Here is a 26,881-nt window from a genome sequence, read left to right as displayed (position 1 = left end):
CCGGCGGGGGCTCAGTCCTCCGCCGGCAACCGCACCTCCGTCTCGCCGTGCTCGGCCAGCAGCGCGGCGAGGCGGCGGCGCATCTCGATGCCGGGCTTGTCGGCCGGCATGTGCAGCTCCGCGCCCATGGCCAGCGGCACGTCGTAGGTGGTGGTCTCCAGCACGCCGCGATCCTCGGTGGTCACGGCGCGGTCGAAGGCGATGACCTTCCCGGCCGGCGCGTCGGCCTCGGTGTCATTTCGGAGGACCCATTGGCAGATCATGCTGTGGGCATCGTCGATCGGCGTCGCGCCGGTGCACAGGATGTGGGTCAGGCCGGTCGGGTAGTCAATGCGGCTGACGCGGAAGAAGGGCAGGAACCAGCGGCCCTCGATGATCCGCACGGTGCGGTCGCTGTCCGATTTCACCAGCTCCTTGCTGATGCCGCGGTTCGAGACCGGCGCCTCCGACCGCATGATGAAGCCCCAATCCGTGTGCTCGATGGTCGAAGGGGCGGGGCGCGGGTCCTCCGGGATGCCGAAGGTCGCCGCGTGGACGTAGGAGAAATGCGCGGTGTCGAAGCTGTTCTCCATGATCCGCAGGCCGGCCGCGGCCCAGGGCTCGTGGAATTCGTCGATGCGGCGGAAGCGCGGGTCGGCGGCCTCGGGGATGTCGGGGATTCCGGCCAGCGGCGTCTCCAGCGCCACCCAGATCCAGCCATGGCGGCTGGCGGCGTGGTGCGGCCGGGCGCCGCCCTTCAGGCCACGCAGCGGGTCGGCCGCCTGCGGCACCTTCACGCAGCGGCCATCGGCGCCATAGGCCCAGCCATGGTAGCCGCAGGCGAGCGCCGGGCCGTCCGGCACCGCCTCGTCGATGAAGCCGGTGGAGAGCTTCGCGCCGCGATGCGGGCAGCGATCCGCCAGGGCCGCCGGCGCCCCGCCACGCCCGCGCCACAGCACGATGTCCTGGCCGAGCAGCCGGAACGGCACCGGCTTCGCCGCCGGCAGCGCGGCCTCCGGCATCACCGGGTACCAGAAGCGGCGGAGGATTTTCTGGCGCGTGACGAGCATACGGGGCGGTTCCGGCAGGTTTGCCGCACACATCGCAACCGGCGTGCCAGGGCCGGGCGCGGCGGTCACGGTGGCCGACCGCCTGGGACGGCGGCAGGCCGCCTGAAAAGATGGCACTTTGGCCCCGCGTTGGGTGCAGGTCAGCCACGATTGCACGGCATGGCGGTTGCTTGGTTCGAGGTCGGAATCAACGTCGCGCGCCCTGGAGGCGCGCACCAGGAAAGGCCCGACCGATGACGACGACCCGCCGCATCCTCCTCACCGCCGCCGGTGGCCTGCTGGCCACGCCGCACCTGGCCCGGGGCCAAGCGGCGCTGACGCCGGTGAAGTTCTCCCTCGACTGGGCCTTCCAGGGGCCGCAATCCTGCTACCTGCTGGCGCTCGACCGCGGCTTTTTCCGCGAGGAAGGGCTCAACGTCACCATCGACCGCGGCTTCGGCTCGGGCGACGTGCCGGTGAAGGTGGCGAGCGGCGCCTATGAATTCGGCGTCGGCGACGTCTCCTCCACCATGCGGATGCGGCTGACGCAGCCGAACACCGATGTCATCACCCCCTTCGTGCTGCAGCAGGGCAGCCCGCTGGCGGCGATGACGCTGCGCCGCACCGGAATCCGCGTGCCGAAGGACCTGGAGGGCAAGCGCCTGGCGGCGCCGGAGACCGATGCCGGCCGCCAGTTGTTCCCGGCCTTCGCCCAGGCCACCGGCGTCGATGCCAGCAAGGTCACCTGGATCACCGTGACGCCGCCTCTGCGGGAGCCGATGCTGGCGCGGGGCGATGCGGATGCCATCACCGGCTTCGAGACCTCCGGCGTGTTCAGCCTGCGGTCGCTGAACGTGGCGGCGGAGGATATTCTCTCCATGCGCTACTCCGCCTTCGGCGTGACGCTGCTGTCCACCGCGCTGCAGGTGCGCCGGCCCTATGCGGAGGCCAATCCGCGCATCGTCACCGGCATGATCCGCGCCATCGTCCGCGGCCATGCGGAAGCGGCGCGCGACCCGGATGCCGCCATCGCCGCCCTGGTGCGGCGCGATGCGACGGCACCGGCGGCGCTGGAGCGGGCGCGGCTGGTGGCGAATTTCGAGTTCATCCGCACGCCGGAGGTGATGTCCGGCGGCCTCGGCAACCTGCCGATGGCGCGGATGCAGGCCGCGATCGAGACCATCCGCACCGCCTTCGCCATCCCGGCCCCGCTCGCGGCGGCGGATTTCTACCTGCCGCAATTCCAGCCGCCGGCGGACCAGCTGCGCTTCCCCGCTGCGACCTGAAAGCCACACAGGCGGCCTCTGGCAGGGGGGCCGCCTTTTTCTTGCCTGGATCATGGCGAGAAAAAGGCGCATGTCTTGGGGACTACAATGTTTCCCTATGACCTGCTGGAGGACCAAGCATGCTGATCGCCCTCTGCATCCTCGCCGCCGGATCGGCCCTGCTCGGCATGTCGACGGTTGCGCTGGCGCTGGTGCCGGCGGTGGGCCTGGGCCTGCTGGGCCTCAGCGCGGCGGCCGGCTTCGCGGTGGTCTCGCTGGGCGCCGGGCTCGCCGCGGCGGTGCTGGCGCTGGGGCAGGAGCGCCGTGCCTAGAAGGTCGCCTTCACAGCCCGCGTTCGAGCAGGGGCAGCAGGGCCGGGTCCATATAGCGGATTTCCTGCAGCATCACCTCGGGCTCGACCTGGGCGTTGCTCAGCGTGACCGTCAGGCACAGGCAGGCGCCCATCAACTCCAGCCGCTTGTGGCCGCGCAGCGGCAGCGGGATGCGGTTGCGCCGGCAGGATTGCAGCAGCATCGTCAGCATGTCCCCGGCATTGAAGCACCAGTCGCGCCGCCGCCCGAGGCGCGGCTGCCGCGGCACCAGCCGGGCCATCACCTCCCCGGATGGCGCGATGGCGAGGTCCAGCCGCACCGGGCCGGCCGCACTCTCCCATCCCGGATCGGCCAGGGTCAGACCCTCGACCAGCGCGCCCTGCACTTCGTCGGGTGAGAACAGGACGTAGCGGACTTCCTTCGGCATGGACGGCTCTCAGGGCTGGCGGCGGGCGAGCAGGGCGGAAGCGGCCTCGGCCAGGGCCGCCAGCGCGGCGGCCGCCTCCGGGCTGAAATCGGGGCGCGGCACCGTATCGATGACGCAGAGCGTGCCGAGCCGCGCCCCCTCCGGCAGGGTCAGCGGCGCGCCGGCGTAGAAGCGGATGTTGGGGGCACCGGTGACCAGCGGGTTGTCGGCGAAGCGCGGATCGGCCGCGGCATCCGGCACCACCAGCACCGCGGAATCCCGGATCGCATGGTCGCAGAAGGCCTGGGCGCGCGGGGTCTCGTGGCTCGCGGGCAACCCCACCGCCGCCTTGAACCACTGCCGGTCCGCATCGACGAGCGAGACGAGGGAGATCGGAACCTCGAAATGCGCCGCGGCGCGCTGCACCAGCGCGTCGAACTCCGCCTCCGGCCGTGTGTCGAGCACATCCACGCCCATCAGCGCCGCCAGGCGCCCCACCTCCCGCCGCGCGTGCCCGAGCGCCAGGTCCCAGCCGATCTCCTCCGCCGGTTCCACGCGCATGGCTCCTTCCGTCATCACGGCCTCCTCGATCCGGTCGCAACCTGTCAGGCGCGGCTGAAGGAAGTGCTAAGGCCAGGCTGGCCGGCACCGGGCCTGGGTGCAGCGCAGCACACGTCACTCAAGCTTCACGTCGCGGGCCGGCGCCGCGCGATACAGCCCGCCCACGAAACGGGATCGGCCGAATCGCGGCCCGGCACCTCCCGGACGAGATTGGCGGGACGAGACCATGAACAGCCCCGACTTCCTGCGACCTTCCCGGCGCCGCTACCGGACGGTGTTCCTGTCCGACACCCACCTCGGCACCAAGGGCTGCCGCGCCGATTTCCTGGTGGACTTCCTGCGCCGCACGGATTGCGATCGGCTGTACCTGGTGGGCGACATCATCGATGGCTGGCGCCTGCGGAAATCCTGGTACTGGGATGCCGACCACGACGAGGCGATCCGCCTGGTGCTGCGCATGGCCCGCGAGGGGACCGACGTGGTCTGGATTCCCGGCAACCATGACGAGATGTTCCGTGACTGGCTCGGCCTCGAAGTCGCCGGCGTGCGCCTGGCGAAGGAGGCGGTGCACGAGGCCGCGGATGGCCGCCGCTTCCTGGTGATCCATGGCGATGAATTCGACAGCGTGGTGCGCTACGCCAAGGTCATCGCCCATCTCGGCGACTGGGCCTACGACGCCGCCCTGGCCGCGAACCGCCACTTCAACGCGCTGCGCCGCCGCTTCGGCTACCCCTACTGGTCGCTGTCGCAATGGCTGAAGCGCCAGGTGAAGGGGGCGGTGAAGGCGATCGACCGCTTCGAGGTGGCACTGGCCCAGGAAGCCCGCCGGCGCGGCCTGGACGGCGTGGTCTGCGGCCACATCCACCATGCCGAGATGCGCGACGTGCAGGGCATCCTGTACATGAACGACGGCGACTGGGTGGAAAGCTGCACCGCGCTGGTTGAACACGCGGATGGTTCGTTCCAGCTGGTGGACTGGGCGCGCGAGAACCGCTTTAGCTTCTTCCGGACCGGGGAAGCCTCCCCGGTTGCGGAAGTGGCCCCGGTGGAGACGCCGGAGGCGGTCTAGGCGAAGGGCGCGGGTTGGACGCAGGTCAGGTCTGGGGAATGGGGGCTCTTCCGGCTGCGGAGGTGACCATGGCGACGGGACCGCTGCGCATCCTCGTCGTCTCCGATGCCTGGACGCCGCAGGTGAACGGCGTGGTGCGGACCATGCAGATCGTGGTCGAGGAGCTGCGCGCCGGCGGCGACGTGGTGGAGGTGATCGGCCCCGACGGCTTCGCCACGCTGCCCACCCCCGGCTATGCCGAGATCCGGCTGGCGCTGGCGCCGCGCCGGCGGCTGGCCCGGCTGGTCGAGGCGTTCCGGCCGGATGCGGTGCATGTGGCGACGGAAGGGCCGCTCGGCTGGGCCATGCGGGCGCTGTGCCGCAAGCGCGGCTGGCGCTTCACCACCTCCTTCCACACCAAGTTCCCGGACTACCTGCACGCCCGCACCCGCATTCCGAAATCCTGGTCCTGGGCGCTGATGCGGCATTTCCACGCGGCCGGCGGCGCCACCCTGGCGGCCACGCCCACCCTGGCCGAGGAACTTGCGGCGCGGGGCTTCGCCCATGTGGTGCCGTGGTCGCGCGGCGTGGATCTGGAGCGCTTCCATCCGCGCGCTGCGGACCAGGGCGAGGCGGAGCCGTGGGAGGCGCTGCCGCGGCCGATCTTCCTGTATGCCGGACGGGTGGCGGTGGAGAAGAACCTGGAGGCGTTCCTGGCGCTCGACCTGCCCGGCAGCAAGGTGGTGGTGGGCGATGGGCCGCAGCGCGCCGCGCTGATGCGACGCTTCCCCGCCGTGCATTTCACCGGCTGGCGCACCAACGGCCCGCTGGCCCGCGCCTATGCCCGGGCCGACGTCTTCGTCTTTCCGTCGCGCACCGACACCTTCGGGCTGGTGCTGCTGGAGGCGCTGGCCAGCGGCACGCCGGTGGCGGCTTATCCGGTGACGGGGCCGCTGGATGTGATCGGCCAGGCGCCGGTGGGCGCGTTGCAGCAGGATCTGCGCGCCGCCTGCCTCGGCGCGCTGGCGGCGGACCGGGCGGCCTGCCGCGCGCATGCCACCCGCTTTTCGTGGGCCGCCTGCGCGCACCGGTTCCGCGACAGCCTGCTGCCGATTCCGGCACCACCCCACGGCTGAACGGCCGCCGAACCCGCTCGGTTTCCTAACTCCGGCGGGGCGTGCTACCGCCGTTGTCATGGCGTGCGTCCAACCTGGCCCATGATGCGAAAGCTGATCCGGCATCCAGCGGTCCAGGGCGGGCTGGCGCGGCTTGTCGGGCTGTACCTGACGCTGGTGGTCCGCACCACGCGCTGGCGGCTGCTGGGGGCGGAGCCGGCGCTGGCGCTGGTGGCGCAGGGGCAGCCGCTGATCCTGGCCTTCTGGCATGAACGCCTGCCGCTGATCCCGCCGCTGTTCGACCTGGCCGGCGCCGCCGAACCGGCCGTGCGTGCGCTGCGCCCGCATGTGCTGGTCAGCCGGCACCGGGATGGCCGCTTCATCGGCGCGGCGGTGGCGCGGTTCGGCGTCGCCATGGTCTACGGCTCCTCCCGCCGCGGTGGCGCCGGGGCGCTGGCGGGGCTGCTGCGGGCGCTGCGCCAGGGCCAGCCGGTGCTGATCACGCCGGACGGCCCGCGCGGCCCGCGCCGGCAGGCGGCGCCGGGTGTGGCGCAGCTGGCGGCGGTGTCGGGCGCGCAGGTGGTGCCGCTGGCCGGCGCGACCAGTGCGCAGCGGCGCCTGGGGTCCTGGGACCGCATGATGTTTCCGCTGCCCTTCGGCCGCGGCGTGCTGGTGTGTGGCGCGCCGATCGCGGTGGCGCGGGACGGCGCGGAGGCCGCGCTGCCCGCCATCGCCGCCGCGCTCAGCGCCGCCTGCGACGAGGCGGACCGGCTGTGCGGCACGGTGGAGCCGGCCCGCGCATGACGCTGCCGGCTGCGATGTGGCGGCTGGCCGCGAACCTGGCCGCGCCGCTGCTGCCCTGGCACCTGTCCCGCCGCGTCGGCCGCGGCAAGGAGATCGCCGCGCGGCTGCCCGAACGCCAGGGCCACGCGGCCATGCGCCCACCCGGCCGCCTGCTGTGGCTGCACGCCGCCAGCGTCGGCGAGGCACGGTCCGTGCTGCCGGTGATCGAGGCGCTGGCCGCCGCCGACCCCGCCCTGCACCTGCTGGTCACCACCGGCACCGTCACCGGCGCGGAGACGCTGCTGCGCCACCTGCCGCCGGCCCTGGCGCGGCCCGACGCGCCGCACGTCACCCACCGGTTCCTGCCGCTCGATGTGCCGCGCTGGGTCGGGCGGTTCCTGGATGGCTGGCGGCCGGATGCGGGGGCGCTGGTGGAAAGCGAGCTGTGGCCCAACCTGCTGGAGGCGGCGCGACGGCGCGGCGTGCCGATGGCGCTGGTCAATGCCCGCATCAGCCCGCGCTCCTTCGCCCGCTGGCGCCGCTTTCCGGCCACCGCCCGGGACATCCTCGGCGGCTTCCGCCTGGTGCTGGCGCGGACGGAGGAGGACCGGGCGCGGCTTCAGGCCCTGGGCGCCGCGGGGCCGCTGAGCTGGGGCGACCTCAAGGCCGCGGCGCCACCGCTGCCGGTGGACGAGGCCGCGCTGGACCGGCTGCGCCGGTTGCTCGGCGACCGGCCGGTGTTCCTCGCGGCCTCGACCCATCCGGGGGAGGAGGCGCTGGTGCTGCAGGCGCATGCACGTCTGGCCATGGTGCGGCCCGACCTGCTGACGGTGCTGGTGCCACGCCATCCGGACCGCGGCACCTCCGTGGCCGAACTGGCCGAGCGGCAGGGCCTGGCGATGGCGCGGCGCAGCGCCGGCGGCGCCCCCGGGGCGCAGGTCGCGGTCTATGTCGCGGATACGCTGGGCGAGCTGGGGCTGTTCTACCGGCTGGCCAGCGTGGCCCTGGTCGGCGGCAGCCTGGTGCCGCATGGCGGGCAGAACCCGCTTGAGGCGGCGCGGCTTGGCTGCCCGATCCTGCTCGGGCCGCACACCACCAACTTCACGGAACCCGTGGCACGGCTGCTGCAGTCTGGGGGCGCCCTGCGGGTCGCGGCCGATTCCGGGGCGCTGGCGGAGCAGGTGGAGGCCGTGCTATCGGATCATGGCAGGACGCGGGCAATGGTGGCGGAGGCCGCCTTGGTTGCGGAAGGCCAGGCCGGCCTGCCGGGGCAGGTGGCCGCGGCGCTGCTGGAGTTGATGCCGCCGGCCCGATAGGGCGTGCGGCCATGGCAACTGGGTCCGGGCGGGGGCGGCCAAGGCGGCTCGCGTCACGGACGGCGCCCGAGATCGGGCGGATGCGGTCCTGCCCGGCCGTGCGCGCCCCTCGGGTCGTGCTGTCGGGACGGCGGGGGTCTGAACGGAACAACATGGTCGAGGCCTGATGCGAGCACCCGCCTTCTGGGCGGGCAGTGGGGGGGTCATGCCCCTGCTGCTGTCCCCCTTCTCCGCGCTGTATGCGCAGGCCACCGCCCGCCGCATGGCGCGGCCGGGCTGGCAGGCGCCGATTCCCGTCATCTGCTGCGGCAACGCCACCGCCGGCGGCGCCGGCAAGACCACAGTCGCCATGGATCTCGGCCGGCGCCTGGCGGATCGTGGCGTCGCCGCGCATTTCCTGCTGCGCGGCTATGGCGGCACGCAGAAGGGCCCGCTGCGGGTCGACCCCGCCAGCCATGACAGCACCATGGTGGGCGACGAGGCGCTGCTGCTGGCCGATGTGCGGCCGACCTGGGTTTCCGCGGACCGTGCCCTGGGGGCCCAGGCCGCCATCGCGGCCAACGCGCAGGCACTGGTGATGGATGACGGGCTGCAGAACCCGGGCCTGCACAAGGACCTGTCGCTGCTGGTCATCGATGGGAGCTTCGGCTTCGGCAACGGCCGCGTGATTCCGGCCGGCCCGCTGCGCGAACCGGTCGCCGCCGCCGCCGCACGCAGCCACGCCGCCGTGCTGATCGGGGAGGATGAGACCGGCGCGCTGGACCAGTTGCCGCCCAACCTGCGCGTGCTGCATGCGCGGCTGATACCGGGGCCGGAGGCGGCGATGCTGGCCGGACAGCCGGTCTTCGCCTTCTGCGGCATCGCCAATCCGCGCAAGTTCTTCTCGACGCTGCAGATGGCCGGCGCCGTGCTGGCCGGCCGCGAAGCCTTCGCCGACCACTATCCCTTCGATGCCGGGGACATGCAGGACCTGCTGGCCCAGGCGGATTCGCTGCGTGCGCTGCCGGTGACGACCAAGAAGGATTTCGTCCGCATCCCGCCGCAGTTCCGGTCCCGCGTCACCGTGGTGACGGTGGCGCTGGAATGGGCGGAATCGGCGCAGATCGAGAGCCTGCTGGACCCCCTGGCCGGGCGCGTGCCGATCCCGGCCTGAGCGGCGGAGAGTGCGCCATAAGCCCTCTCCCCCCAGCGGGGGGAGAGGGCTTTACTGCCCGCAGGTCGCCAGCGCGTCGCCGAACAGGTCCAGCAATGCCAGGGTGAAGGCCCGCATGTTGGCCTCCCGGTCGGTGCTGCCGGTCTCCAGCGTCACCACCCGTTCGACGGGGCCGCTGATGGCCAGGCAGCTATGCCCCGCCGCGTCGCCGTAGCGGTTGCCGGAAGGCCCGGCGGCGCCGGTTTCCGCGATGCCCCAATCCGTGCCGAAGCGCACCCGCACCGTATGCGCCAGCAGCATGGCGTAGGGCTCGGAGGAGGATCGCATCCCCGCCATGTCGGCCGTCGTGATGCCGAGCAGCGCGGTGCGCGCCTGCGCCGTGTAGACAACGGCGCCGCCGGCGAAATACGCACTGGCCCCCGGCACGGCGAGCAGCCCGGCCGAGACCAGCCCGCCGGCGGAGGATTCGGCCACGCCGACCGTCTCCCCGCGCGCCTTCAGCCGCGCGCCGACGGCCGCGGCGCGGGCGAAGACCTCGTTCACTCGGCGGCCTGCGCGTAGGCCTCGAGCGGCGCGCAGGTGCAGACCAGGTTGCGGTCGCCATGCACGTTGTCCACCCGCTTCACCGGCGGCCAGTACTTCTGGCGCGCCACATAGGGCAGCGGGAAGGCGGCTTCCTCCCGCGTGTAGGGGTGGGTCCACTCGCTGGCCATGACTTCCGCCGCGGTGTGCGGCGCGTTCTTCAGCGGGTTGTCGGCACGGTCCATCCGGCCCTGCTCGATGGCGCGGATCTCGGCGCGGATCGAGACCATGGCGGCGATGAAGCGGTCGAGTTCGGCCATCGTCTCGGATTCGGTCGGCTCCACCATCAGCGTGCCGGTGACGGGCCAGGACATGGTCGGCGCGTGGAAGCCGTAATCCTGCAGCCGCTTGGCGATGTCCTCGACGCTGGCGCCGCCATTCTGCTGGAAGCCGCGGCAATCCAGGATGCACTCATGCGCCACCATGCCCTGGCGGCCGCGGTAGAGCACCGGGAAATGCTCCGACAGCTTCGCCGCCATGTAGTTGGCGTTGAGGATGGCGACCTCCGTCGCGCGCTTCAGCCCATCCGGCCCCATCATGCGGATATAGGCGTAGGAGATCGGCAGGATGGAGGCGCTGCCGAAGGGCGCGGCGGCGACCGGCCCGTGCGACGTTGCCTGCGGCCCGGCCTCGGCGAGCATCGGATGCGCCGGCAGGAAGGGGGCCAGGTGCGCCGCGACGCCGATCGGGCCCACGCCCGGCCCGCCGCCGCCATGCGGGATGCAGAAGGTCTTGTGCAGGTTCAGGTGGCAGACATCGGCGCCGATGGCGGCGGGCGAGGTCAGCCCGACCTGCGCGTTCATGTTGGCGCCATCCATGTAGACCTGGCCGCCCTTCTCATGGATCAGCGCGCAGATCTCCCGGATCGCCTCCTCGAACACGCCATGCGTCGAGGGATAGGTCACCATCAGCGCGGCGAGGCGGTCCGCATACTGGTCCGCCTTGGCGCGCAGGTCCGCGAGGTCCACGTTGCCGTCGCGGTCGCAGCCGACCACGACCACCTTCATGCCGGCCATCACGGCAGACGCCGGGTTGGTGCCATGCGCGGAGGACGGGATCAGGCAGATGTCGCGGGCCATGTCGCCGCGGGCGCGGTGCCAGCCGCGGATCGCCAGCAGCCCGGCATATTCGCCCGCGCTGCCGGCGTTCGGCTGCAACGACACGGCGGCGAAGCCGGTGACGGCGCAGAGCCAGGTTTCCAGCCGCCGGATCATCTCCAGGTACCCGGTCGCCTGGTCGATCGGCGCGAAGGGATGGATGTTGCCGAAGCCCGGGAAGGTGACGGGGATCATCTCCGCCGTCGCGTTCAGCTTCATCGTGCAGGAGCCCAGCGGGATCATGCTGCGGTTCAGCGCGACGTCCTTGTCTTCCAGCTTCTTCAGGTAGCGCAGCATCGCATGTTCGGCGTGATGGCTGCGGAAGACCTCGGCGGTCAGGAAGGGGCTGCCGCGGCCAAGTGTGTTGGGGATGCCGCCTTCCGGGTCGATCCCATCCAGCTGTGGCGCCGCCATGCCGGCGGCCTCGCCGATCGCATCCAGCAGGGCCAGCAGATTTTCACGGGTCACCGTCTCGTCGCAGGCGATGCCGACGCCGCCGCCTTCGTGGCGCGCCAGGTTGAAGCCGCGCTTCAGGGCGGCCGCGACCAGCGCCTCCGCCTTGCCGCCGGCCTCGATACAGATGGTGTCGAAGATGTCGCGGTGGCGCAGGCCGAAGCCGGCGCGCTTCGCCGCGCCCGCCAGCAGCCGCGCCTGCAACGCCACGCGCTTGGCGATGCGGGTCAGCCCCTCCGGCCCGTGCCACACGGCGTACATGCTGGCCATCACCGCCAGCAGCACCTGCGCGGTGCAGATGTTGCTCGTCGCCTTCTCGCGGCGGATGTGCTGCTCGCGCGTCTGCAGCGCCAGCCGCATCGCCGGATGCCCGGCGGCGTCGAGCGAGACGCCGACGAGGCGGCCCGGCATCAGGCGCTTGTGCGCGTCCTTCACCGCCATGTAGCCGGCATGCGGCCCGCCATAGCCCATCGGCACGCCGAAGCGCTGCGTCGAGCCCACTACCACATCCGCGCCCATCTCGCCCGGCGGCTTCAGCAGCACCAGCGACAGCGGGTCGGCGGCCACCACGGCGAGGCCGTTCGCCTCATGCACCGCGGCGATCTCGCGCGTCAGGTCGCGCACCTCGCCGGTGGCGCCGGGATATTGCAGCAGCAGGCAGAACGGTTTTTCCGCCTTCACCGTCGCGACCACATCGGCGGGCTTCGCGATCAGCACGCGGAAGCCGAGCGGCTCCGCCCGTGCGGCGACCACGGCACGTGTCTGCGGCAGCACGTCGGCGGCGATGACGATGGTGTCGGATTTTCCGCGCGTCGCGGCATGGGCCAGCGCCATCGCCTCGGCCGCCGCCGTCGCCTCGTCGAGCAGGGAGGCGTTCGCCACCGGCAATCCGGCGAGGTCCGTCACCAGCGTCTGGAAATTCAACAGCGCTTCCAGCCGGCCCTGCGCGAGTTCGGCCTGATAGGGCGTGTAGGCCGTGTACCAGCCCGGATTTTCCAGCACGTTGCGGAGAATGACGGGCGGCGTCAGCGTGCCATGGTAGCCCAGGCCGATCAGCGACTTGATGTCGGCGCGGTTCTTCCCGGCCAGCGCGCGCAACTCCGCAATCGCCTCGGCCTCGGTCGCCGCGGGCGGCAGCGGCAGCGGCTTGTCGCTGCGGATGTCGGCGGGCACGGTGCGCGCCGCCAGCGCCTCCAGGCTCTCGGCGCCGACCACCTTCAGCATGGCGGCGATCTCGGAGTCGGAAGGCCCGATGTGACGGCGGGCGAATTCGCCCTTGTCCTCCAGGGCGGAGAGCTCGGCGATCGCGTTCATGCCAGTTCGTCCACGAAGGCGGCGTAGGCGGCTTCGTCCATCAGCCCGGCGACGGTCGCGGCCTCGACGCCGGACAGCTTGAAGAACCAGCCCTCGCCGGTCGGCGCGCTGTTGATCAGCGCCGGGTTTTCCGTCAGCGCGGCGTTGGTCTCCACGACCTTTCCGGCGACCGGCGCGTAGACGTCGGACGCCGCCTTGACGCTCTCGACCACGGCGATCGCCTCGCCTTCCGTCACCTCGCGCCCCGGCTCCGGCAGGTCGACGAACACCACGTCGCCCAGCGCGTTCTGCGCGTGGTCGGTGATGCCGACGGTGGCGACATCGCCCTCCAGCCGCACCCATTCATGGTCCTTGGTGAATCGCAATTCGGCCATGTCGGAAATCCTTCTCAGCGGGCGTAGCGGTGGGGGGTGAAGGGCAGGGGGCAGATGCGGGCGGGCAGCGCCTTGCCGCGCACCGAAAGCGCGATCGCCGTGCCATCGGCCGCCGCTGCGCGCGCGACATAGCCCATGGCGACGGGCGCGTTGACGGAGGGGCCGAAGCCGCCGGAGGTCACCTCGCCGACCGTCTCGCCGGCCCGTTGCACCGGCGTGTGGCCGCGCGCGGGCTGGCGGCCTTCCGGCTGGATGCCGACGCGCAGGCGCGAGGGGCCGCCATCCAGTTCCGCGCGGCAGCGTTCGGCGCCAAGGAAATCCCAGGCGGTGCGGCGGCGCTTGCCCATGGTCCAGACCAAATTCGCCTCGACCGGGCTGGTGGTCTCGTCCAGGTCGTTGCCGTACAGGCACAGCCCGGCCTCCAGCCGCAGCGAATCGCGCGCGCCGAGCCCGGCGGGCAGCACGCCGGGCAGCGCCAGCAGCGCCTTCGCCAGCGCCGTCGCCTGCTCGGCCGGTACGGAAATCTCGACGCCGTCCTCCCCGGTGTAGCCGCTGCGGCTGACCAGGCAGGCGATGCCGGCGATCTCGTGCTCGGCAAAATCCATGAACTTCATGGCGGCGATGCCGGGTGCCAGCGTCGCCAGCGCCGGCACCGCGGCCGGCCCCTGCAACGCGATCAGCGCCCGGTCGGCCAGCGGCCGCAGGGTGACGCCGGCGGGAAGCACCGCCTCGATGGCCGGGATGTCCAGGTGCTTGCGGGAGGCGTTGAGCACCAGGAACAGCCGGTCGCCGCGATTGGCCACCATGAAGTCGTCCAGGATGCCGCCCTGTTCCGTCATCAGCAGGCCGTAGCGCTGCCGCCCCGGCTTCAGGATCTGCACATCCGCCGGCGTCAGCTTCTCCAGCGCCGCCGCGGCGCCCTCGCCGACCAGTTCGGCCTGGCCCATATGGGACACGTCGAACAGGCCGGCGCCGGCCCGGGTGTGCAGGTGTTCGGCCATGACTCCGGCGGGGTATTGCACCGGCATCGCATAGCCGGCGAAGGGCACCATGCGGCCGCCCAGGTCGCGATGCAGCGCCGCGAGCGGCGTCTCGAGCAATTCGGTATCGGCCACGGTGCCCCCAAAGGCTTCCCGTCGCCAAAGCGGCGCCGGGTCGATCCGTGGCCCCCCTCTGTCCGGTGACCTGAGAGATTCGGTCCGTGCCATCGGCGCGAGCCTTACTCCGTCGGTGCCGCACCCCGTTCGGGGGGCGAGCTTTCCAGAGTCCCGTCGCCGCCTTTCGGAGACATCCCGCGCGGCCCTTTTGCCTGAGCGTTTCCGGGGGCCGGTTGCGCCTTCGGCGGCGGCGCCACCACCCCGAGGGGTTGCGGCACCACTCTCTCCCGCGCGGAGGTACGGGAGAGGCGGGTATGCCCGAGCGCCCGGCCGCGCGCAACGGCGCCTTGACCGCCGCGCGCGGGTCGCGGGACGGAAGCGCCTTCGAATCACGCAGAGGCGGCCTGGACCTGCCGCAAGCCGGGGCAGCCCTGGCCGGCGCAACCAGCTGCACCGCGGCACGTTGGTTGAGCGGCAGCCCCGGAACCCATTCCATGTCCCGAATCCCTCGTCCTCGCCAGGCCTCGGCCGGCACCTGGCTGGCCGGTGCCGCCGCCGTGCTGGCCGGCGCCGCGCTGGCCAATCACCTGGTGGCCCGGCGCAGCGAAAGGCGCAGCCCACCGACCGGGCGCTTCGTCACCGTCGATGGCGTGCGGCTGCATGTGGTCGAGGCCGGGGAAGGCACGCCGGTGGTGCTGCTGCACGGCAACGGCGCCATGGCGGAGGATTTCGTGCTCAGCGGCGTGTTCGATGCGCTGGCACGCCGCCACCGGGTGATCGCCATCGACCGCCCCGGCTTCGGCCACAGCGACCGGCCGCGCAGCCGCGTGTGGAGCGCCGCGGCGCAGGCCCGGCTGATCCATCGCGCCCTGGCGCAGATGGATGTGCGGCGGCCCGTGCTGGTCGGCCATTCCTGGGGCACCCTGGTGGCGCTGCGCATGGCGCTGGACCATCCCGCCGATGCCGCGGCGCTTGTGCTGCTGTCCGGCTACTACACGCCGACGCCTCGCACGGACGTGCTGCTGTTCACCGGGCCGGCCATCCCGGTGCTGGGCGACGTCCTGCGCTACACCATCGCGCCGCTGGTCAGCCTGATGATCCTGCCGATGCTGCTGCGGACGATGTTCGCGCCGGCGCGGGTGCCCGGGCATTTCCGCCGTGGCTTCCCATTCGGCCTGGCGCTGCGCCCCTCCCAGCTGCGCGCCAGCGCCGCGGACACCGCGCTGATGATCCCGGGCGCCTTCGCCATGCGCCATCGCCACGGCGAGCTTGCCATGCCCGTCCTCATCATGTCCGGCGACGGCGACCGGATCGTCGATCTCGGCCGCCAGGCCAAGCGGATGCACCGCGAGGTGCCGGGCAGCGAGCTGCGCATCGTGCCGGGCGCCGGGCACATGATCTATCACACGGCGCCCGATGCGGTGGTCGCGGCGATCGAGGACACCGCCGCCCGCGCCGCCGCCTGATCCCACCCGCCGCCGCGTCGCGTCACCGTGATCGGCGATCGGCCGAACCCACCCCGGGCGGCGGCTTTCCATGCTGAACGCGGCGCTGAAATCCGAAGGGAACACCTGATGCGAGCCCTCGTCTGGCACGGCAAGGAAGATATCCGCTGCGACACCGTCACGGACCCCGCCATCGAGGATCCGCGCGACGCCATCATCAAGGTCACCAGCTGCGCCATCTGCGGCAGTGACCTGCACCTGTTCCACAACATGATCCCCGCCATGATGCCCGGCGATATCATGGGCCACGAGACGATGGGCGAGGTGGTGGAGGTCGGCGAGGCGGCGAAGGGCAAGCTGAAGAAGGGCGACCGCATCGTGGTGCCCTTCACCATCACCTGCGGCCAGTGCGACCAGTGCAGGCGCGGCAACTGGTCCGCCTGCGAACGCTCGAACCGGAAGGCGGAGGCGGCGGAGAAGCTGTTCGGCCACGCGCCGGCCGGCCTGTTCGGCTACACCCACCTGACCGGAGGCTATCCAGGGGGTCAGGCGGAGTACCTCCGCGTGCCCTTCGCGGACGAGACTCACATCAAGGTGCCGTCGGGCATGACGGATGAGCAGGCGCTGTTCCTGTCGGACATCCTGCCGACCGGCTGGCAGGCCGCGGTGCAGTGCGACATCGGGCCGGATGACACGGTCGCGATCTGGGGCTGCGGCCCGGTCGGGCAGATGGCGATCCGCAGCGCGGTGCTGCTCGGCGCGAAGCAGGTCGTCGCCATCGACCGCCTGCCGGAACGCCTCGGCATGGCCGCCGCTGGCGGTGCCATCACCATCAACTTCGAGACCGAAAGCGTCATCGAGCGCCTGAACGACCTGACCGGCGGCAAGGGGCCGGAGAAGTGCATCGATGCCGTCGGCATGGAAAGCCATGTCGGCCTGGCGCAGCCGGACACGCTGTACGACCGCGCCAAGCAGGTGGTGATGATGGAGAACGACCGCCCGCATGTGCTGCGGGAGATGATCTACGTCGCGCGCCCCTGCGCCACCCTGTCCGTGCCGGGCGTCTATAGCGGCCTGATCGACAAGTTCCCGATGGGCATCGCCATGAACAAGGGCCTGAGCTTCCGCATGGGCCAGACCCATGTGCGGCGCTGGACCGACGACCTGCTGCGCCGCATCGAGGAAGGCCAGATCGATCCCTCCTTCGTCATCACCCACACCGTGGGGCTGGAGGAGGGGCCGGAGATGTACAATGTGTTCCGCAACAAGCAGGACGGCTGCATCAAGGTGGTGCTGAAGCCATGAACCCCCTCGCCAACGTCACTCGGTCCCGCGGCGACCCGCGCATCCTGCGCAGCGGCCCCGGCTCGCTCGGCAATGCAGACCGGCTGGCGCGGGCGCTGGGCTGGTTCAGCATCGGCCTCGGGCTCACCCAGATGCTGGCGCCGCGGCGCCTGACCCGGGCGCTCGGCATGCGGGGACAGGAGAACCTGATGCGGGCCATGGGCGCGCGGGAGGTGGCGAGTGGCGTGCTGTCGCTGTCCGTCGACCGCGGCCTCGGCATGCGGGCGCGGCTGGCCGGCGATGCGGTGGATGCCACGGTGCTGCTGGCGGCGATGCGGGGCGCCGGCCTGAAGCGGGACAATGTGGCGCTGGCCCTGGCCATGGTCGGCGGCATCGCGCTGCTGGACTTCGTCGCGATGCAGGCGCTGGAGGCCCGGCACAGCCGCGAGCGCGCGATGCCGCGCAGCCACGCGCCGCTGCGCCGGCACCGCGGCGACCGCAGCGGCTTCCCGCAGGGCCTCGCCCGAGCCCGCGGCGCGGCGCAGGATTTCGAGACGCCGGCCGACATGCGGACCTGGCCGGAGACGCCGGCTTCGGGTGGCCCTCCACCGAAGGCGGAGGCGTAGCCGCTCAGGCCGCTCGCTTGGCCTCCGCGGCGCGCAGCAGGGCGCGCCGCAATTCCTCCAGTCCGAACGGCTTGCGCAGCAGCGGCAGCCCGGCCGCGGCCACCCGCAGCGGCGCGCCGCTGAAGCCGCTGCACAGCAGGATCGGCAGGTCCGGCCGCTCCGCCCCCAGCCGTCGCGCCAGGTCCAGCCCGTCCTGCCCCCCCGGCATCACCACGTCGGTCAGCACGAGGTCTGGCGCCGGGCCCTGGTTGATGGCGGCGATCGCCAGCGCGGCGGAGGCGACGCGCACAACCTGGTGGCCGAGGTGGCGCAGCATGTCCTCGGTCAGCGCCGCGACATCCTCGTCATCCTCGACCAGCAGCACGTGCAGCGGCGCTGCCTTGGGCTGCGGCTCCGACCGCTCGGCGGGCCGCTCGGCGACGGCATGCCGGGCGCGGGGCAGCAGCAGGGTCACGGTCGTGCCACCAGCCGCCGCGCTGGAGATGCGCGCGGCGCCGCCGGATTGGCGCACGAAGCCGTAGACCTGCGCCAGGCCCAGCCCGGTGCCGCGGCCGGCCTCCTTCGTCGTGAAGAAGGGCTCGAAGGCGCGTGCCAGCACTTCGGGGGGCATGCCGGTGCCGCTGTCGGTCACGGACAGCGACAGGAATTCGCCCTCCAGCTGGTCCGGGTCGGTGGCCCGGCGCAGCGTGGCATTGGTCGCGGCCAGGCGCAGGCTGCCGCCGCGCGGCATCGCATCCCGCGCATTCACCGCGAGGTTCAGCAGCGCCAGCTCCAACTCCCCGGAATCCGCCATCACCGGCCAAAGGTCCGGGCCGGCCTCGATCTCGATGGTGATGTCGCCGCGCAGCGTCCGCGCCAGCAGGTCGCGCATGTCGACCAGCCAGCCGCCGAGGTCGAGCGGCTCCGCGTTCAGCGCCTGGCGCCGGGCGAAGGTCAGCAGCCGGCGGGTCAGCTCCGCGCCGCGCTTGGCGGCCTGGCCCATGGCATCCACCAGCCTGTCGCGTCGCGCCGGGTCGTTGGTGGTGCGCAGCAGGGCGACGCCGCTGGTGATGACGGACAAAAGATTGTTGAAGTCGTGCGCCACGCCGCCGGTCAGCTGGCCCAGTGCCTCCAGCTTCAGGGTCTGGAACAGGCGCGCCTGGGCGGCCTCGCGCGCCCGCACTTCCTGCTCCACTTCGCGCCGCAGGCCGCGATTGGCGTCCTCCAGCTTCATCTCGGCGGTCTTGCGGTCCGTGATGTCCATGTTCAGGCCGATCAGGCGCACCGGCTCCCCGGCCTCGTCGAACACCATGCGACCGCGCCCGGACAGCCAGCGCAGGCCGCGGCGGGGGTGCATGATGCAGTACTCGGTATGGAAATCGGGCGCCTTCTGCTTGATGCAGGCACTCAGCGCCGCTTCCGCCCCCACGCGATCCTCCGGCAGGATGGAGGCGGCCCATGTGGCATAGGACGGATGGGTGGTGCTTGGGTCCAGGCCATAGAGGTCGAAATACTCCTCCGACCACTCCACCCGGTCGTTCCTGATGTCCCAGTCCCAGGTGCCGGCGCCGGCATGGCTTTGCGCCAGGCGCAGACGCTCCTCGCTTTCACGCAACCGTGTGTTCGCGGCCTCCAGGTCCGTGGTCCGCGCGGCGACGCGCTGTTCGAGCTGGCTGTTGGCATCCGCCAGGGCGGCATTCGCCTGCTCCAGCTCCTCCGCGATCACGCGCAGTTCTTCCAGCGCGACGCGCAGATCCTCAGCAGTCGCCATCTCCAAACCGAGGGCGGCCGACCCGGCCGCTGCGACTCGATCGACTTCAAGCTTGTAGGGGCGCAGGCGATGCGGCGCCGCCGCCGCCGCGGCTTCCCGCCGCGCCAGCTGGGCCTCGACCTCGCGAAGCCGGTCGGTGCGCGCCGCGAGTTCGGCCTGTAGGCGCAGCCGCTCGGCGGCCAGGTCCGCCGCCTCCTCGCGCGCATCCTCCAGCGCGACGCGCAGCTGTTCCTGCTCGTCCTCCCGCTGCGGCATGGAATTGCCCGTCCCTGTCGCGTCCGTCATCCGGCCGTCCTTCACTTGCGCGACTTTTTGAATGATTTAGCGTTACATCCCCGGCAAAGGGAATAGGAAGAAGCGGCGGCTCGGCAGCGAAGTTTAGTCTGGCTCATTGGCAGGCCGCATTTTGGGGCAAAGGCGCTGGACCTGCACGACACGATCGTTCTCGGAGCTTCAGCCGGCGGTGTCGATACGCTGGTCGGCGTCTGTCGCGGGCTGCCGGCGGATTTGCCGGCGGCGGTCCTCGTGGTGCAGCACATCGCCCCCACCTCGCGCAGCGCCATGCCGGAGATCCTGGCCCGTGCCGGAAGGTTGCCGGTGCTGCCGGCCGTCGATGGCGCGCCGATCCGCCGCGGCACCATCGTGGTGGCGCCGCCAGACCTGCATCTGCTGGTTGCGCCCGATGGCGAGCACATCAACCTGCGCCGCGGGCCGCAGGAGAACCGCACGCGCCCGGCGATCGACCCGCTGTTCCGGTCCGCCGCCGTGGCGCGCGGGCCGCGCGTGATCGGCGTGGTGCTCAGCGGCATGCTGGATGACGGCACGGCGGGGCTGGTGGCGGTGAAGGCGCGCGGCGGGATCAGCGTGGTGCAGGACCCGGCGGATGCCGCCTGGCCGGACATGCCGCGCAACGCGCTGCTGGGCGACAGCCCGGATTACTGCCTGCCTGCCGCCGAACTGCCAGGCCTGTTGTCCCGCCTGTCGCGCACCGCCGCTGCCGCATCGTCCCCCGTCTCCCCACGCCTGCTGGCCGAGGCCCGCATCTCGCAACAGGAGTTCGCCGCCATGCCGCCCAGCAGTGGTGCGATCGGCCAGCCGAGCCGGATGGGCTGCCCGGCCTGCGGTGGCGTTCTGAACGAGATCGCGGATGAGAAGCTGCCGCGCTTCCGCTGCCGGATCGGCCACGCCTACGGCCCGGAATCCCTCGCCCTGACGCAGCAGGAGGCGTTGGAGGAGGCGCTTTCGGTGGCGATCCGCACGCATCACGACCGCCAGCAATTGTTCCTGCGGATGCAGCAGCAGGCCGACGAGCGCGGCATGCGCCACGCCTCCCGCCGCTGGCGGATGGCGGCGGAGGAGGCGGAGCGTGCCGCGAGCCTGATCTCCGGCGCCATCGGCATCCTGCGCAGCGGCGAGGCGGAGGCCGTGCCGGATGGCATGGACCCGCCGAAGTGAGGCCGCAGGCTGCGCAGGCCAGCTTCTGCCGCTCCGCGATGTCGTGCAACATGGCGATCAGGATCGGCGGATCCTCCTTCGGGAAGTGCTGCAGGCACAGCTCAACCGGCCGGTCCTCCCCGTCCGGGCGGCGCATCAGCGCCTCGATCACCAACTAAGGCCGGGTTCCCTCCAGCACCGGGGCCAGCATGGCGCGGAAGGCCTGCGGGGCGACGTCGACCAGCAGGTCCGGCAGGGCGATACGCCCCAACTGCGCGATGGAATGGCCCAGCTTGTGCTCGCCGCCGTGGTAGCGCGCATGGTCCTGGTCCTGCCGCGCCTCCGCCACATCCTCGATTATCAGCACCACCCCCTGGGAGGCCTGGCTTCCGTAGCGCAGCGGTGAGATGCGGACGCGGCAGGTCAGGCTGCGGCCGCGGCGGTCGACTGCCGTCACCACCTGTTCGACATGTTCCGTATCGCGGCCCAGCACGCGCAGCATTTCGGCGCGCAGGCGCTCCAGCGGCAGGCCGATGTCGAGGCCGAACACGTCCAGGCCCTGCACCTCCTCCGGCCGCAGGCCCCACACGCCTTCGTTCCAGCGGTTCCAGGACTTCACCAGCAGGGACGCATCGAGGACGAGGATGCCGGCATCCATGCTGCGCAGTACGCCATCGGCAGAGCGGCGGTACTTGCCGGCTTCGGCCTGCCGCAGGTGCAGCCGCGGAAATCGGCCCCGCGATGCTCCTGGATCTAGCGGATGAGCGCCTGGAGTTCGGGCTCAAACGTCTCGCCGTCGGCCATCTTCGGTGCTGTCTGCAACGTGACCGGTCTAGCAATTCATCCATCGTCTCGCACGCGAAAGCCTGACCGGGCGGGACGCCCAACCTGCCTATTGCAGCGGCGAGGCGTCTTCGTCCGGACCCTCGGTCCAGGCACCGGCCGGGGCTGCCACCTCGGGCGTCGGGTTGTCGGCCAGGATGGCGGCGGTGTCGTCGTCGAAGGCGGTCACCACGGCGCCGTCCTCCGCCGCTTCCGCCAGCCCCAGCGCCGCCAGGCTGGCCGCCACCACCCGCGCGGCGAGCGCGGCGGTGCGCTCGTCGCGGCATTCCACCACCACCTCCGCCTCCTCCCCGTCATCCTGCACCAGCTCCACCAGGAAGAACTGCGCGCCCTGGCGTTCGGAGGTTTCCCAGACGCCCTCCGCGGTCCGGCGCATCGGCGTCACCGCGATCGAGATCGATTCGTCCTTGATGGTAGCGGCCTTGCTGTCCGACATGATGCGACTCTCCTGCGCGACCCGCCACGTTGCGCGGGACATTCGACAGAACGCAGGCGCGCGCCCGTGTGCGGCAGGCCTTTCCGCCGGCGCAAGATCGCCATGCCGCACCACGAAACGCGGGGAAGCTCCGGATGCGCAAAGAACCTTTGCGGGTGTGCGCTGTTGGAATGATCACAGGCGAAGGCGCGGCTTTATCGAAGTCGGGCGGTCTGAGGCAATTACAGCAACAGCAGCCGAGGTGGGCAAATGAGCGACACGCGAATGCCGGGACACACCGGCCCGACGCCGGCAGGCAACACGCCGGGCCACATGGGCGGCACCAGCATGGGTAGCCAGTCCGACGACGCGATGCGGCGCACGGCCGATGAGGCGCGCGCCGCCGCCGGCACGATCCGTGAGGAAGCCGCGGGCGCCGCGAGCGACATCAAGAAGGAAGGCGCCGAGGTGATGCGCGCCGCGCGCGAGCGTGCCGAGGGCTTCGCCGAGGCGCAGCAGCAGGCCGGTGCGGAGCATGTGGACAGCGTCGCGCGGTCCGTCCATGGCGCCGCCGACAAGCTCGGCGAGACATCGCCGCAGGTCGCCCACTACGTGCATGAGGCGGCAAACGCGATGGAGGGCATCGGCCGCACGCTGCGCGAAAGCACGCCGGGCGAGCTGCTCGGCCGCGTCGAGGACATCGCGCGCCGCCAGCCGGTCGCCTTCTTTGGCGCGGCGGTGCTGGCCGGCTTCGCGCTGGTGCGCTTCGCAAAAAGCTCCGCCGACGCCTCGCGGCGCCGGACCGGCAGCGACGCGGGTGAATACGCCGGCGGCTACTCGGACTACACGGGCCGGCGAGTCGAGCACGACAACGATCATCGCGCGGGCGCCGTGAGCCAGCGCCCGGTCGGCGCGGGCGGCGCGCCAGGCTGGGTGCCACCGGCGACACCGGGTGCCAATGATGCGCATGCCGGTGGGCACACCGGTGACGCCTCCGCGCCGGCACGCCCGGCGACGCTCGCCGCCGCATCGCTGGGTGGCGCGGCCGCCTGGCCGGGTGGCAAGGCGCGCGACACCGATTTCCCGGAACGGGCTGGCTGAGGAGATACGGGCATGCCATCCGAGAACTATCAACCGACGCAGCCCACGGACCGCCCCACGGACCGCTACGTCGCGGATCGTCCGGCGAATGACCGTTCGCTGCCGGAGCTGTTCAGCAGCGTCATCGGGCAGATGTCCACGCTGTTCCGCCAGGAGATCCAGCTGGCGCGGGCCGAGATGGGCGAGAAGGTCGGCCACGCGGCCGGCGCCATCACGCCGATCGCGGCGGGTGCCGCCATGCTGCTCGGCACCCTGATCCTGATGCTGTTCGCGCTGGTCTCGCTGCTGGTCTACTTCGATATCCCGGTGGGCTGGTCGCAGCTCATCGTCGCGGTATTCGCCGCGCTGGTCGGCTACCTGCTGATCCGCAGCGGCCTGAACCGCCTCAACACAGCCAACCTCGTCCCGAACCGCACGGCCGAACAGCTGTCGCGGGACGCCCAGGTCGCAAAGGAGCAGGTGCGATGAGCAGTGCAACGGATCCCGGCAACCGCACCAGTGCGCAGATCGAGAACGAGGTCGAGGCGACGCGGGCGAACCTGACGGAAACGCTGGAACAGCTGCGCGACAAGGCCTCGCCTGGCCAGTTGTTCGAGCAGGCGATCGACTATGCGCGGAGCTCGGGCGGCGCGGAGTTCACCCGCAACCTCGGCGCCTCCGTGCGCGACAACCCGCTGCCGCTGCTGCTGATCGGCGCCGGGATCGGCTGGCTGATGATGTCCGGCAACCAGACCGGCGGACGCCGCGGCGTCGCCCGCGCCTATGATCATGAGGACGACTACGCGGACAGCTACGGCAGCACCTATTCCGGCCGCCGCGTTGGTGTCTACGAGGCGCCGTCGCGCGGCATCGGCGAGCGGGCCAGCGGTGTCGGCGGGTCGGTGAAGGGCGCGGTGTCCGGTGCGGCCGGCAGCGTCTCCGACGCCGCCGGCCGGGCCGGCGAAGCGGTGGGCGATGCGGCGGGCGCGGTGCGCGACAGCGTGGCCAGCGCCGCGAGCAGCGCGGCGGACGCCGCCAGCGCCGCCTATCGCAGCGTCACCGGCGCGGTCGGGTCCGCGGCCGGTTCGGTGCGCGGTGGTGCGCGGCATGCGGGCGACCGCGCCTCGCGTTTCGCCGGCGGATCGCGCGACCGCTTTGGCAACTATGTGGGTGAGTCGCGTGAGCGGCTCGGCCATTACGCGGAGGATGCGCGCGACCGCTTCGGCCACTATGCCGACGACGTGCAGCATGGTGCGTCGCGCGTGATGCAGGAACAGCCGCTGGTGATCGGCGCCGTCGGCCTCGCCCTCGGTGCCGCGATCGGCGCGCTTCTGCCGGGCACGGAGACCGAGGACCGGCTGATGGGCGAGACCCGGGACGACCTGGCCGAGCGGGCGCAGGAGATGGCCCAGCAGGGCTACGAGCAGGCCCGCGAGAAGGTCGGCGAACAGGCCGACCGGGCGCGCGAGGCGGTCAGCGGTGCCGCCGCGGGCCTGGTGCCGCAGGTGCGTGAGGCGGTGCGCGAGACGGCGAAGGACATTGCCGGCCAGGCGCATGGCGCGATGGGCAAGGCGGAGGAGGCCGCGAAGGATCAGTCCGCCACGCCGGGCACCTCCGCCCCGTCGACCGCCGGCGGCACCCCGCCCGGCAGTTCCACCCCCGGTGGCGCCACCGGCAGCGGCTCGTTGGCCACGCCGTATGTCAGCCCCACCGCGACGCATTCGGGTTCCACCACCACGCCGAATGCGACCGGCACGGGAACCGGCTCCGGCCGGGTCTGAGGCCTAGTCCAGCAGGACCAGGCCCTGACGGGCGGCGCCCTCCAGCAGGGCGCGGTCCGCACGGCCGCGGGACAGGACGCGAAGGCCCATCACCAGGGCCACCAGCAGCCGCGCGAGGTCGTCCGGATCCCGCGCGGCGCTGACGCTGCCGTCGCGCTGCCCACCCCGGATGGCGCGGCCGAAGAATCCCTCCAGCTCCGCGAGCCGCGCCGCCACCACCTGGCCGACCTCCCGGTCATGCGGCGCCAGTTCGAGCGCCGAGTTCACCAGCAGGCAGCCCAGCCTGTCGCGCAGCGACCGGGCGACGATCTCCTGGAGCATCGTCTCGATCGCCTGCCGCGGCGCAAGCTCCGCCTCCAGCCGCGCGATGCGCGCGCGCATCCCCATGTCGAGGTAGCGATCCAGGCAGCGGGCGAACAGCCGGCGCTTGTCGCCGAAGGCGTTGTAGAAGCTCGCCTGGCCGATCCCCATGACCTGCCCGAGGTCGCGCACGGAGGTCGCGGCATAGCCGTGCTGCCAGAAGCGGTGCATCGCCGCCTCCAGCACCCGATCCTCATCGAAGGCGCGCGGACGGGGCATCGAGGGGCGGACCTTTCACGCTCGCCAACGCGGCGTTGCGGCTGACGCCGCATCTTGCCCGATCTGGAGCATACGGTCCATAATACCGGAACGTAATGTCATCCGGGGGTCGCCTGCCATGCTCACTCGCCTTGCCGCGCTAGCCGTGGGCGCAGCCCTCGGCGCCTGGGTGGCCGCAGCGCCACTCCAGGCCCAGACGGTTCCGCCCGAGCGCGTGCTGCGCATGGTGCCGAATGCGGACCTGCAGACGCTGGACCCGATCAACACCACCGCCGGCGTGGTGCAGTCGCACGCGCACATGATCTACGATCAGCTGTTCGGCCGCGACGCGCAGCAGCGCCCGCAGCCGCAGATGGTGTCGGAGTACAGCGTGTCCGCCGATGCGCTGGTCTGGCGTTTCACCCTGCGCGAGGGTCTGAAGTTCCACGATGGCGCGCCGGTGACGGCGACCGACGTGGTCGCTTCCCTGCGTCGCTGGGGCGCGCGCGACCCGCATGGCCGGCAGATCATGGCCATCACCACGGGGATGGAAGCGCAGGCCGATGGCCGCACCGTGGTCTGGACGCTGAACCGGCCCTACGGCCTGATGCTCGACGCGCTGTCGAAGCCCGCCGGCAACATGCCTGCCATCATGCCGGCGCGCATTGCCGCGACCGACCCCTTCACGGCCATCCGGGATACCATCGGCAGCGGCCCCTTCATCTTCGTGCGCGAGGAATGGGTGCCGGGCAGCACGGTGGTCTATCGCCGCAACCCGGACTACGTGCCGCGCAGCGAGCCGGCTTCCGGCACCGCCGGCGGCAAGGTGGCGCATGTGGACCGCGTGGAATGGCTGAACATCGCCAATGCGCAGACCTCGGCGCTGGCGCTGATCCAGGGCGAGATCGACTATGTCGAGAGCCCCGGCGTGGACTTCCTGCCGATGCTGCGGCGGCGCGGCGTGCAGATCATCCGCACCAACACGCTCGGCGCGCCGGGCATGATCCGCATGAACCACATCCACCCGCCCTTCAACGATGCCCGCGCACGCGAAGCGCTGATGCTGCTGGTGAACCAGGAGGAGTTCCTCCAGGCGATGTTCCCGGACCCGTCGCTGTACCAGGTGTGCCACGCCTTCTTCATCTGCGGCTCGCCGCAGGAAACCAATGCCGGCGTGCCCGAAGGCCTCGGCACGCCCGCGGCGCGCGAGAGGGCGCGGCAGTTGCTGCGGGAGTCGGGCTATGACGGCAGCCCGATCGTCATCATGGACCCGACCGACAATCCCTTCGTGCACGCCGCGACGCTGGTGCTGGCGCAGCAGATGCAATCCGTCGGCTTCCGCACGGATGTGCAGGCCACCGACTTCGCCTCCATGGCCGGCCGCCGCGCCAACCGTCGCCCGCCGAGCGAAGGCGGCTGGCATATCGGGCTCACCTTCTGGAACGGCCTCGGCGCGTCCGACCCGGTGGGCAACGTGCCGATGCAGGCGAGCTGCGAGCGGGCCTGGCCGGGCTGGCCCTGCGACCCGGCGCACCAGGCGCTGATCGACGCCTTCCCCTATGCCGCCGACGCCGCCGAGCGGAAGCGCATCCTGGACGAGCTGCACGCCAGTGCCTACCGCCTGGTGCCCTATGTTCCCTACGGCCAGTGGTACCTGCCGAGCGCGGTGACGCCGCGCATCAGCAACGTGCTGGCGATGCCGGGCATCATCATCGCCTGGAACATCCAGAAGACCGCGCGC

General features: G+C 71.8%; 26 protein-coding genes and 2 riboswitches. Of the genes, 15 read left to right on the top strand and 11 right to left on the bottom strand.

Annotated elements, in window-relative coordinates:
* Positions 1 to 11: 11 nt before the first annotated feature.
* Positions 12 to 1,049 (bottom strand): Rieske 2Fe-2S domain-containing protein, encoded by a 1,038-nt coding sequence (locus tag ACFHPP_RS19585; protein WP_437164920.1) that lies wholly within the window; start codon positions 1,047 to 1,049, stop codon positions 12 to 14.
* A 233-nt stretch (positions 1,050 to 1,282) separates the two neighbouring features.
* On the opposite strand from ACFHPP_RS19585, the gene ACFHPP_RS19580 reads away from it, so the two are divergent.
* The gene (locus ACFHPP_RS19580; protein WP_437164919.1) at positions 1,283 to 2,314 is read left to right on the top strand and encodes an ABC transporter substrate-binding protein; all 1,032 of its coding nucleotides are present in this window, start codon (positions 1,283 to 1,285) and stop codon (positions 2,312 to 2,314) included.
* A 119-nt stretch (positions 2,315 to 2,433) separates the two neighbouring features.
* Positions 2,434 to 2,625 (top strand): hypothetical protein, encoded by a 192-nt coding sequence (locus ACFHPP_RS19575; protein WP_437164918.1) that lies wholly within the window; start codon positions 2,434 to 2,436, stop codon positions 2,623 to 2,625.
* Positions 2,626 to 2,635: 10 nt separating this feature from the next.
* On the opposite strand, the gene ACFHPP_RS19570 is transcribed toward ACFHPP_RS19575, so the two are convergent.
* Both ACFHPP_RS19570 and ACFHPP_RS19565 read right to left on the bottom strand, forming a co-directional pair.
* Positions 2,636 to 3,052, bottom strand: a complete 417-nt coding sequence (locus tag ACFHPP_RS19570) for a hypothetical protein (RefSeq protein ID WP_437164917.1) — start codon at positions 3,050 to 3,052, stop codon at positions 2,636 to 2,638.
* A 9-nt stretch (positions 3,053 to 3,061) separates the two neighbouring features.
* Positions 3,062 to 3,607 carry a GAF domain-containing protein gene (locus ACFHPP_RS19565; RefSeq protein WP_437164916.1) on the bottom strand — a complete coding sequence of 182 codons (546 nt, stop codon included), beginning with the start codon at positions 3,605 to 3,607 and terminating at the stop codon, positions 3,062 to 3,064.
* Positions 3,608 to 3,818: 211 nt separating this feature from the next.
* Here ACFHPP_RS19565 and ACFHPP_RS19560 point away from each other — a divergent pair, with 211 nt between their 5' ends.
* The 5 genes from ACFHPP_RS19560 (at position 3,819) to lpxK (ending at position 9,007) form a co-directional block, all read left to right on the top strand.
* Entirely contained in the window at positions 3,819 to 4,661 is an 843-nt protein-coding gene (locus ACFHPP_RS19560; protein WP_437164915.1) for a UDP-2,3-diacylglucosamine diphosphatase, read from the top strand.
* 68 nt (positions 4,662 to 4,729) lie between these two features.
* The gene (locus ACFHPP_RS19555; RefSeq protein ID WP_437164914.1) at positions 4,730 to 5,776 is read left to right on the top strand and encodes a glycosyltransferase family 4 protein; all 1,047 of its coding nucleotides are present in this window, start codon (positions 4,730 to 4,732) and stop codon (positions 5,774 to 5,776) included.
* Between the two features lie 81 nt (positions 5,777 to 5,857).
* Complete coding sequence (locus tag ACFHPP_RS19550) at positions 5,858 to 6,559, top strand: lysophospholipid acyltransferase family protein (RefSeq protein WP_437164913.1); 702 nt, start codon at positions 5,858 to 5,860, stop codon at positions 6,557 to 6,559.
* Positions 6,556 to 7,854 (top strand): 3-deoxy-D-manno-octulosonic acid transferase, encoded by a 1,299-nt coding sequence (locus tag ACFHPP_RS19545; protein WP_437164912.1) that lies wholly within the window; start codon positions 6,556 to 6,558, stop codon positions 7,852 to 7,854. The genes ACFHPP_RS19550 and ACFHPP_RS19545 overlap by 4 nt, the downstream gene beginning before the upstream one ends.
* Positions 7,855 to 8,020: 166 nt before the next feature.
* A complete protein-coding gene (gene lpxK / locus ACFHPP_RS19540; RefSeq protein WP_437164911.1) occupies positions 8,021 to 9,007 on the top strand; it encodes a tetraacyldisaccharide 4'-kinase in 987 nt (328 codons plus the stop codon).
* Between the two features lie 51 nt (positions 9,008 to 9,058).
* On the opposite strand, the gene ACFHPP_RS19535 is transcribed toward lpxK, so the two are convergent.
* The 4 genes from ACFHPP_RS19535 to gcvT are packed head-to-tail and all read right to left on the bottom strand — an operon-like array spanning position 9,059 to position 13,942.
* A complete protein-coding gene (locus ACFHPP_RS19535) occupies positions 9,059 to 9,550 on the bottom strand; it encodes a CinA family protein (RefSeq protein WP_437164910.1) in 492 nt (163 codons plus the stop codon).
* Positions 9,547 to 12,453 (bottom strand): aminomethyl-transferring glycine dehydrogenase, encoded by a 2,907-nt coding sequence (gcvP, locus tag ACFHPP_RS19530; protein ID WP_437164909.1) that lies wholly within the window; start codon positions 12,451 to 12,453, stop codon positions 9,547 to 9,549. Before gcvP ends, ACFHPP_RS19535 begins: the two co-directional genes overlap by 4 nt.
* Positions 12,450 to 12,827 carry a glycine cleavage system protein GcvH gene (gene gcvH / locus ACFHPP_RS19525; RefSeq protein WP_437164908.1) on the bottom strand — a complete coding sequence of 126 codons (378 nt, stop codon included), beginning with the start codon at positions 12,825 to 12,827 and terminating at the stop codon, positions 12,450 to 12,452. The genes gcvP and gcvH overlap by 4 nt, the downstream gene beginning before the upstream one ends.
* A gap of 14 nt (positions 12,828 to 12,841) precedes the next feature.
* Complete coding sequence (gcvT, locus tag ACFHPP_RS19520) at positions 12,842 to 13,942, bottom strand: glycine cleavage system aminomethyltransferase GcvT (RefSeq protein WP_437164907.1); 1,101 nt, start codon at positions 13,940 to 13,942, stop codon at positions 12,842 to 12,844.
* A 48-nt stretch (positions 13,943 to 13,990) separates the two neighbouring features.
* Positions 13,991 to 14,101: riboswitch (glycine riboswitch) on the bottom strand.
* 13 nt (positions 14,102 to 14,114) lie between these two features.
* Positions 14,115 to 14,224: riboswitch (glycine riboswitch) on the bottom strand.
* A gap of 194 nt (positions 14,225 to 14,418) precedes the next feature.
* On the opposite strand from gcvT, the gene ACFHPP_RS19515 reads away from it, so the two are divergent.
* From ACFHPP_RS19515 to ACFHPP_RS19505, 3 genes are all read left to right on the top strand, one after another.
* Positions 14,419 to 15,390 (top strand): alpha/beta fold hydrolase, encoded by a 972-nt coding sequence (locus ACFHPP_RS19515; protein WP_437164906.1) that lies wholly within the window; start codon positions 14,419 to 14,421, stop codon positions 15,388 to 15,390.
* A gap of 108 nt (positions 15,391 to 15,498) precedes the next feature.
* Entirely contained in the window at positions 15,499 to 16,674 is a 1,176-nt protein-coding gene (locus tag ACFHPP_RS19510) for a zinc-dependent alcohol dehydrogenase (RefSeq protein ID WP_437164905.1), read from the top strand.
* Complete coding sequence (locus tag ACFHPP_RS19505) at positions 16,671 to 17,279, top strand: hypothetical protein (protein ID WP_437164904.1); 609 nt, start codon at positions 16,671 to 16,673, stop codon at positions 17,277 to 17,279. The genes ACFHPP_RS19510 and ACFHPP_RS19505 overlap by 4 nt, the downstream gene beginning before the upstream one ends.
* Before the next feature lie 4 nt (positions 17,280 to 17,283).
* Here the strand turns inward: ACFHPP_RS19505 and ACFHPP_RS19500 are convergent, their stop codons facing one another.
* Positions 17,284 to 19,314 (bottom strand): ATP-binding protein, encoded by a 2,031-nt coding sequence (locus ACFHPP_RS19500; RefSeq protein WP_437164903.1) that lies wholly within the window; start codon positions 19,312 to 19,314, stop codon positions 17,284 to 17,286.
* Between the two features lie 105 nt (positions 19,315 to 19,419).
* On the opposite strand from ACFHPP_RS19500, the gene ACFHPP_RS19495 reads away from it, so the two are divergent.
* On the top strand, positions 19,420 to 20,484 hold the full coding sequence (locus tag ACFHPP_RS19495; protein WP_437165007.1) for a chemotaxis protein CheB: 1,065 nt from the start codon (positions 19,420 to 19,422) through the stop codon (positions 20,482 to 20,484).
* Positions 20,485 to 20,638: 154 nt separating this feature from the next.
* On the opposite strand, the gene ACFHPP_RS19490 is transcribed toward ACFHPP_RS19495, so the two are convergent.
* Both ACFHPP_RS19490 and ACFHPP_RS19485 read right to left on the bottom strand, forming a co-directional pair.
* Entirely contained in the window at positions 20,639 to 21,121 is a 483-nt protein-coding gene (locus tag ACFHPP_RS19490; protein ID WP_437164902.1) for a PAS domain S-box protein, read from the bottom strand.
* A gap of 234 nt (positions 21,122 to 21,355) precedes the next feature.
* The gene (locus ACFHPP_RS19485; protein ID WP_437164901.1) at positions 21,356 to 21,742 is read right to left on the bottom strand and encodes a hypothetical protein; all 387 of its coding nucleotides are present in this window, start codon (positions 21,740 to 21,742) and stop codon (positions 21,356 to 21,358) included.
* Positions 21,743 to 21,991: 249 nt separating this feature from the next.
* Here ACFHPP_RS19485 and ACFHPP_RS19480 point away from each other — a divergent pair, with 249 nt between their 5' ends.
* From ACFHPP_RS19480 to ACFHPP_RS19470, 3 genes are read left to right on the top strand one after another with little or no spacing between them, the layout of a single operon-like run.
* Positions 21,992 to 22,822 (top strand): hypothetical protein, encoded by an 831-nt coding sequence (locus tag ACFHPP_RS19480; RefSeq protein ID WP_437164900.1) that lies wholly within the window; start codon positions 21,992 to 21,994, stop codon positions 22,820 to 22,822.
* A 12-nt stretch (positions 22,823 to 22,834) separates the two neighbouring features.
* Positions 22,835 to 23,290: a phage holin family protein gene (locus ACFHPP_RS19475; RefSeq protein WP_437164899.1), complete on the top strand. Its 456-nt coding sequence runs from the start codon at positions 22,835 to 22,837 to the stop codon at positions 23,288 to 23,290.
* Positions 23,287 to 24,582 carry a DUF3618 domain-containing protein gene (locus ACFHPP_RS19470; RefSeq protein ID WP_437164898.1) on the top strand — a complete coding sequence of 432 codons (1,296 nt, stop codon included), beginning with the start codon at positions 23,287 to 23,289 and terminating at the stop codon, positions 24,580 to 24,582. Before ACFHPP_RS19475 ends, ACFHPP_RS19470 begins: the two co-directional genes overlap by 4 nt.
* A gap of 3 nt (positions 24,583 to 24,585) precedes the next feature.
* Here the strand turns inward: ACFHPP_RS19470 and ACFHPP_RS19465 are convergent, their stop codons facing one another.
* Complete coding sequence (locus ACFHPP_RS19465) at positions 24,586 to 25,161, bottom strand: TetR/AcrR family transcriptional regulator (protein WP_437164897.1); 576 nt, start codon at positions 25,159 to 25,161, stop codon at positions 24,586 to 24,588.
* Between the two features lie 118 nt (positions 25,162 to 25,279).
* On the opposite strand from ACFHPP_RS19465, the gene ACFHPP_RS19460 reads away from it, so the two are divergent.
* Positions 25,280 to 26,881: ABC transporter substrate-binding protein (locus tag ACFHPP_RS19460; RefSeq protein WP_437164896.1), on the top strand; the 1,602-nt coding region annotated here is incomplete at its 3' end.

It is taken from the genome of Falsiroseomonas sp. E2-1-a20, assembly GCF_051433195.1.
Classification (GTDB): Bacteria; Pseudomonadota; Alphaproteobacteria; order Acetobacterales; family Acetobacteraceae; genus Falsiroseomonas.
The sequence above is the reverse complement of the archived record's forward strand: the minus strand, read 5'-3'. Positions and strand labels throughout refer to the sequence as shown.

What these genes read in the sequence shown, in the direction of transcription:
- lpxK (WP_437164911.1), top strand. Translation starts at nt 8,021, where the DNA reads ATGCGAGCACCCGCCTTCTGGGCGGGCAGTGGGGGGGTCATGCCCCTG.
- ACFHPP_RS19470 (WP_437164898.1), top strand. Translation starts at nt 23,287, where the DNA reads ATGAGCAGTGCAACGGATCCCGGCAACCGCACCAGTGCGCAGATCGAG.
- ACFHPP_RS19585 (WP_437164920.1), bottom strand. Translation starts at nt 1,049, where the DNA reads ATGCTCGTCACGCGCCAGAAAATCCTCCGCCGCTTCTGGTACCCGGTG.
- ACFHPP_RS19565 (WP_437164916.1), bottom strand. Translation starts at nt 3,607, where the DNA reads ATGACGGAAGGAGCCATGCGCGTGGAACCGGCGGAGGAGATCGGCTGG.
- ACFHPP_RS19510 (WP_437164905.1), top strand. Translation starts at nt 15,499, where the DNA reads ATGCGAGCCCTCGTCTGGCACGGCAAGGAAGATATCCGCTGCGACACC.
- gcvP (WP_437164909.1), bottom strand. Translation starts at nt 12,453, where the DNA reads ATGAACGCGATCGCCGAGCTCTCCGCCCTGGAGGACAAGGGCGAATTC.
- gcvH (WP_437164908.1), bottom strand. Translation starts at nt 12,827, where the DNA reads ATGGCCGAATTGCGATTCACCAAGGACCATGAATGGGTGCGGCTGGAG.
- ACFHPP_RS19555 (WP_437164914.1), top strand. Translation starts at nt 4,730, where the DNA reads ATGGCGACGGGACCGCTGCGCATCCTCGTCGTCTCCGATGCCTGGACG.
- ACFHPP_RS19505 (WP_437164904.1), top strand. Translation starts at nt 16,671, where the DNA reads ATGAACCCCCTCGCCAACGTCACTCGGTCCCGCGGCGACCCGCGCATC.
- ACFHPP_RS19550 (WP_437164913.1), top strand. Translation starts at nt 5,858, where the DNA reads ATGATGCGAAAGCTGATCCGGCATCCAGCGGTCCAGGGCGGGCTGGCG.
- ACFHPP_RS19560 (WP_437164915.1), top strand. Translation starts at nt 3,819, where the DNA reads ATGAACAGCCCCGACTTCCTGCGACCTTCCCGGCGCCGCTACCGGACG.
- ACFHPP_RS19500 (WP_437164903.1), bottom strand. Translation starts at nt 19,314, where the DNA reads ATGACGGACGCGACAGGGACGGGCAATTCCATGCCGCAGCGGGAGGAC.
- ACFHPP_RS19575 (WP_437164918.1), top strand. Translation starts at nt 2,434, where the DNA reads ATGCTGATCGCCCTCTGCATCCTCGCCGCCGGATCGGCCCTGCTCGGC.
- ACFHPP_RS19570 (WP_437164917.1), bottom strand. Translation starts at nt 3,052, where the DNA reads ATGCCGAAGGAAGTCCGCTACGTCCTGTTCTCACCCGACGAAGTGCAG.
- ACFHPP_RS19465 (WP_437164897.1), bottom strand. Translation starts at nt 25,161, where the DNA reads ATGCCCCGTCCGCGCGCCTTCGATGAGGATCGGGTGCTGGAGGCGGCG.
- ACFHPP_RS19515 (WP_437164906.1), top strand. Translation starts at nt 14,419, where the DNA reads ATGTCCCGAATCCCTCGTCCTCGCCAGGCCTCGGCCGGCACCTGGCTG.
- ACFHPP_RS19480 (WP_437164900.1), top strand. Translation starts at nt 21,992, where the DNA reads ATGAGCGACACGCGAATGCCGGGACACACCGGCCCGACGCCGGCAGGC.
- ACFHPP_RS19475 (WP_437164899.1), top strand. Translation starts at nt 22,835, where the DNA reads ATGCCATCCGAGAACTATCAACCGACGCAGCCCACGGACCGCCCCACG.
- ACFHPP_RS19490 (WP_437164902.1), bottom strand. Translation starts at nt 21,121, where the DNA reads ATGGATGCCGGCATCCTCGTCCTCGATGCGTCCCTGCTGGTGAAGTCC.
- ACFHPP_RS19485 (WP_437164901.1), bottom strand. Translation starts at nt 21,742, where the DNA reads ATGTCGGACAGCAAGGCCGCTACCATCAAGGACGAATCGATCTCGATC.
- ACFHPP_RS19580 (WP_437164919.1), top strand. Translation starts at nt 1,283, where the DNA reads ATGACGACGACCCGCCGCATCCTCCTCACCGCCGCCGGTGGCCTGCTG.
- ACFHPP_RS19545 (WP_437164912.1), top strand. Translation starts at nt 6,556, where the DNA reads ATGACGCTGCCGGCTGCGATGTGGCGGCTGGCCGCGAACCTGGCCGCG.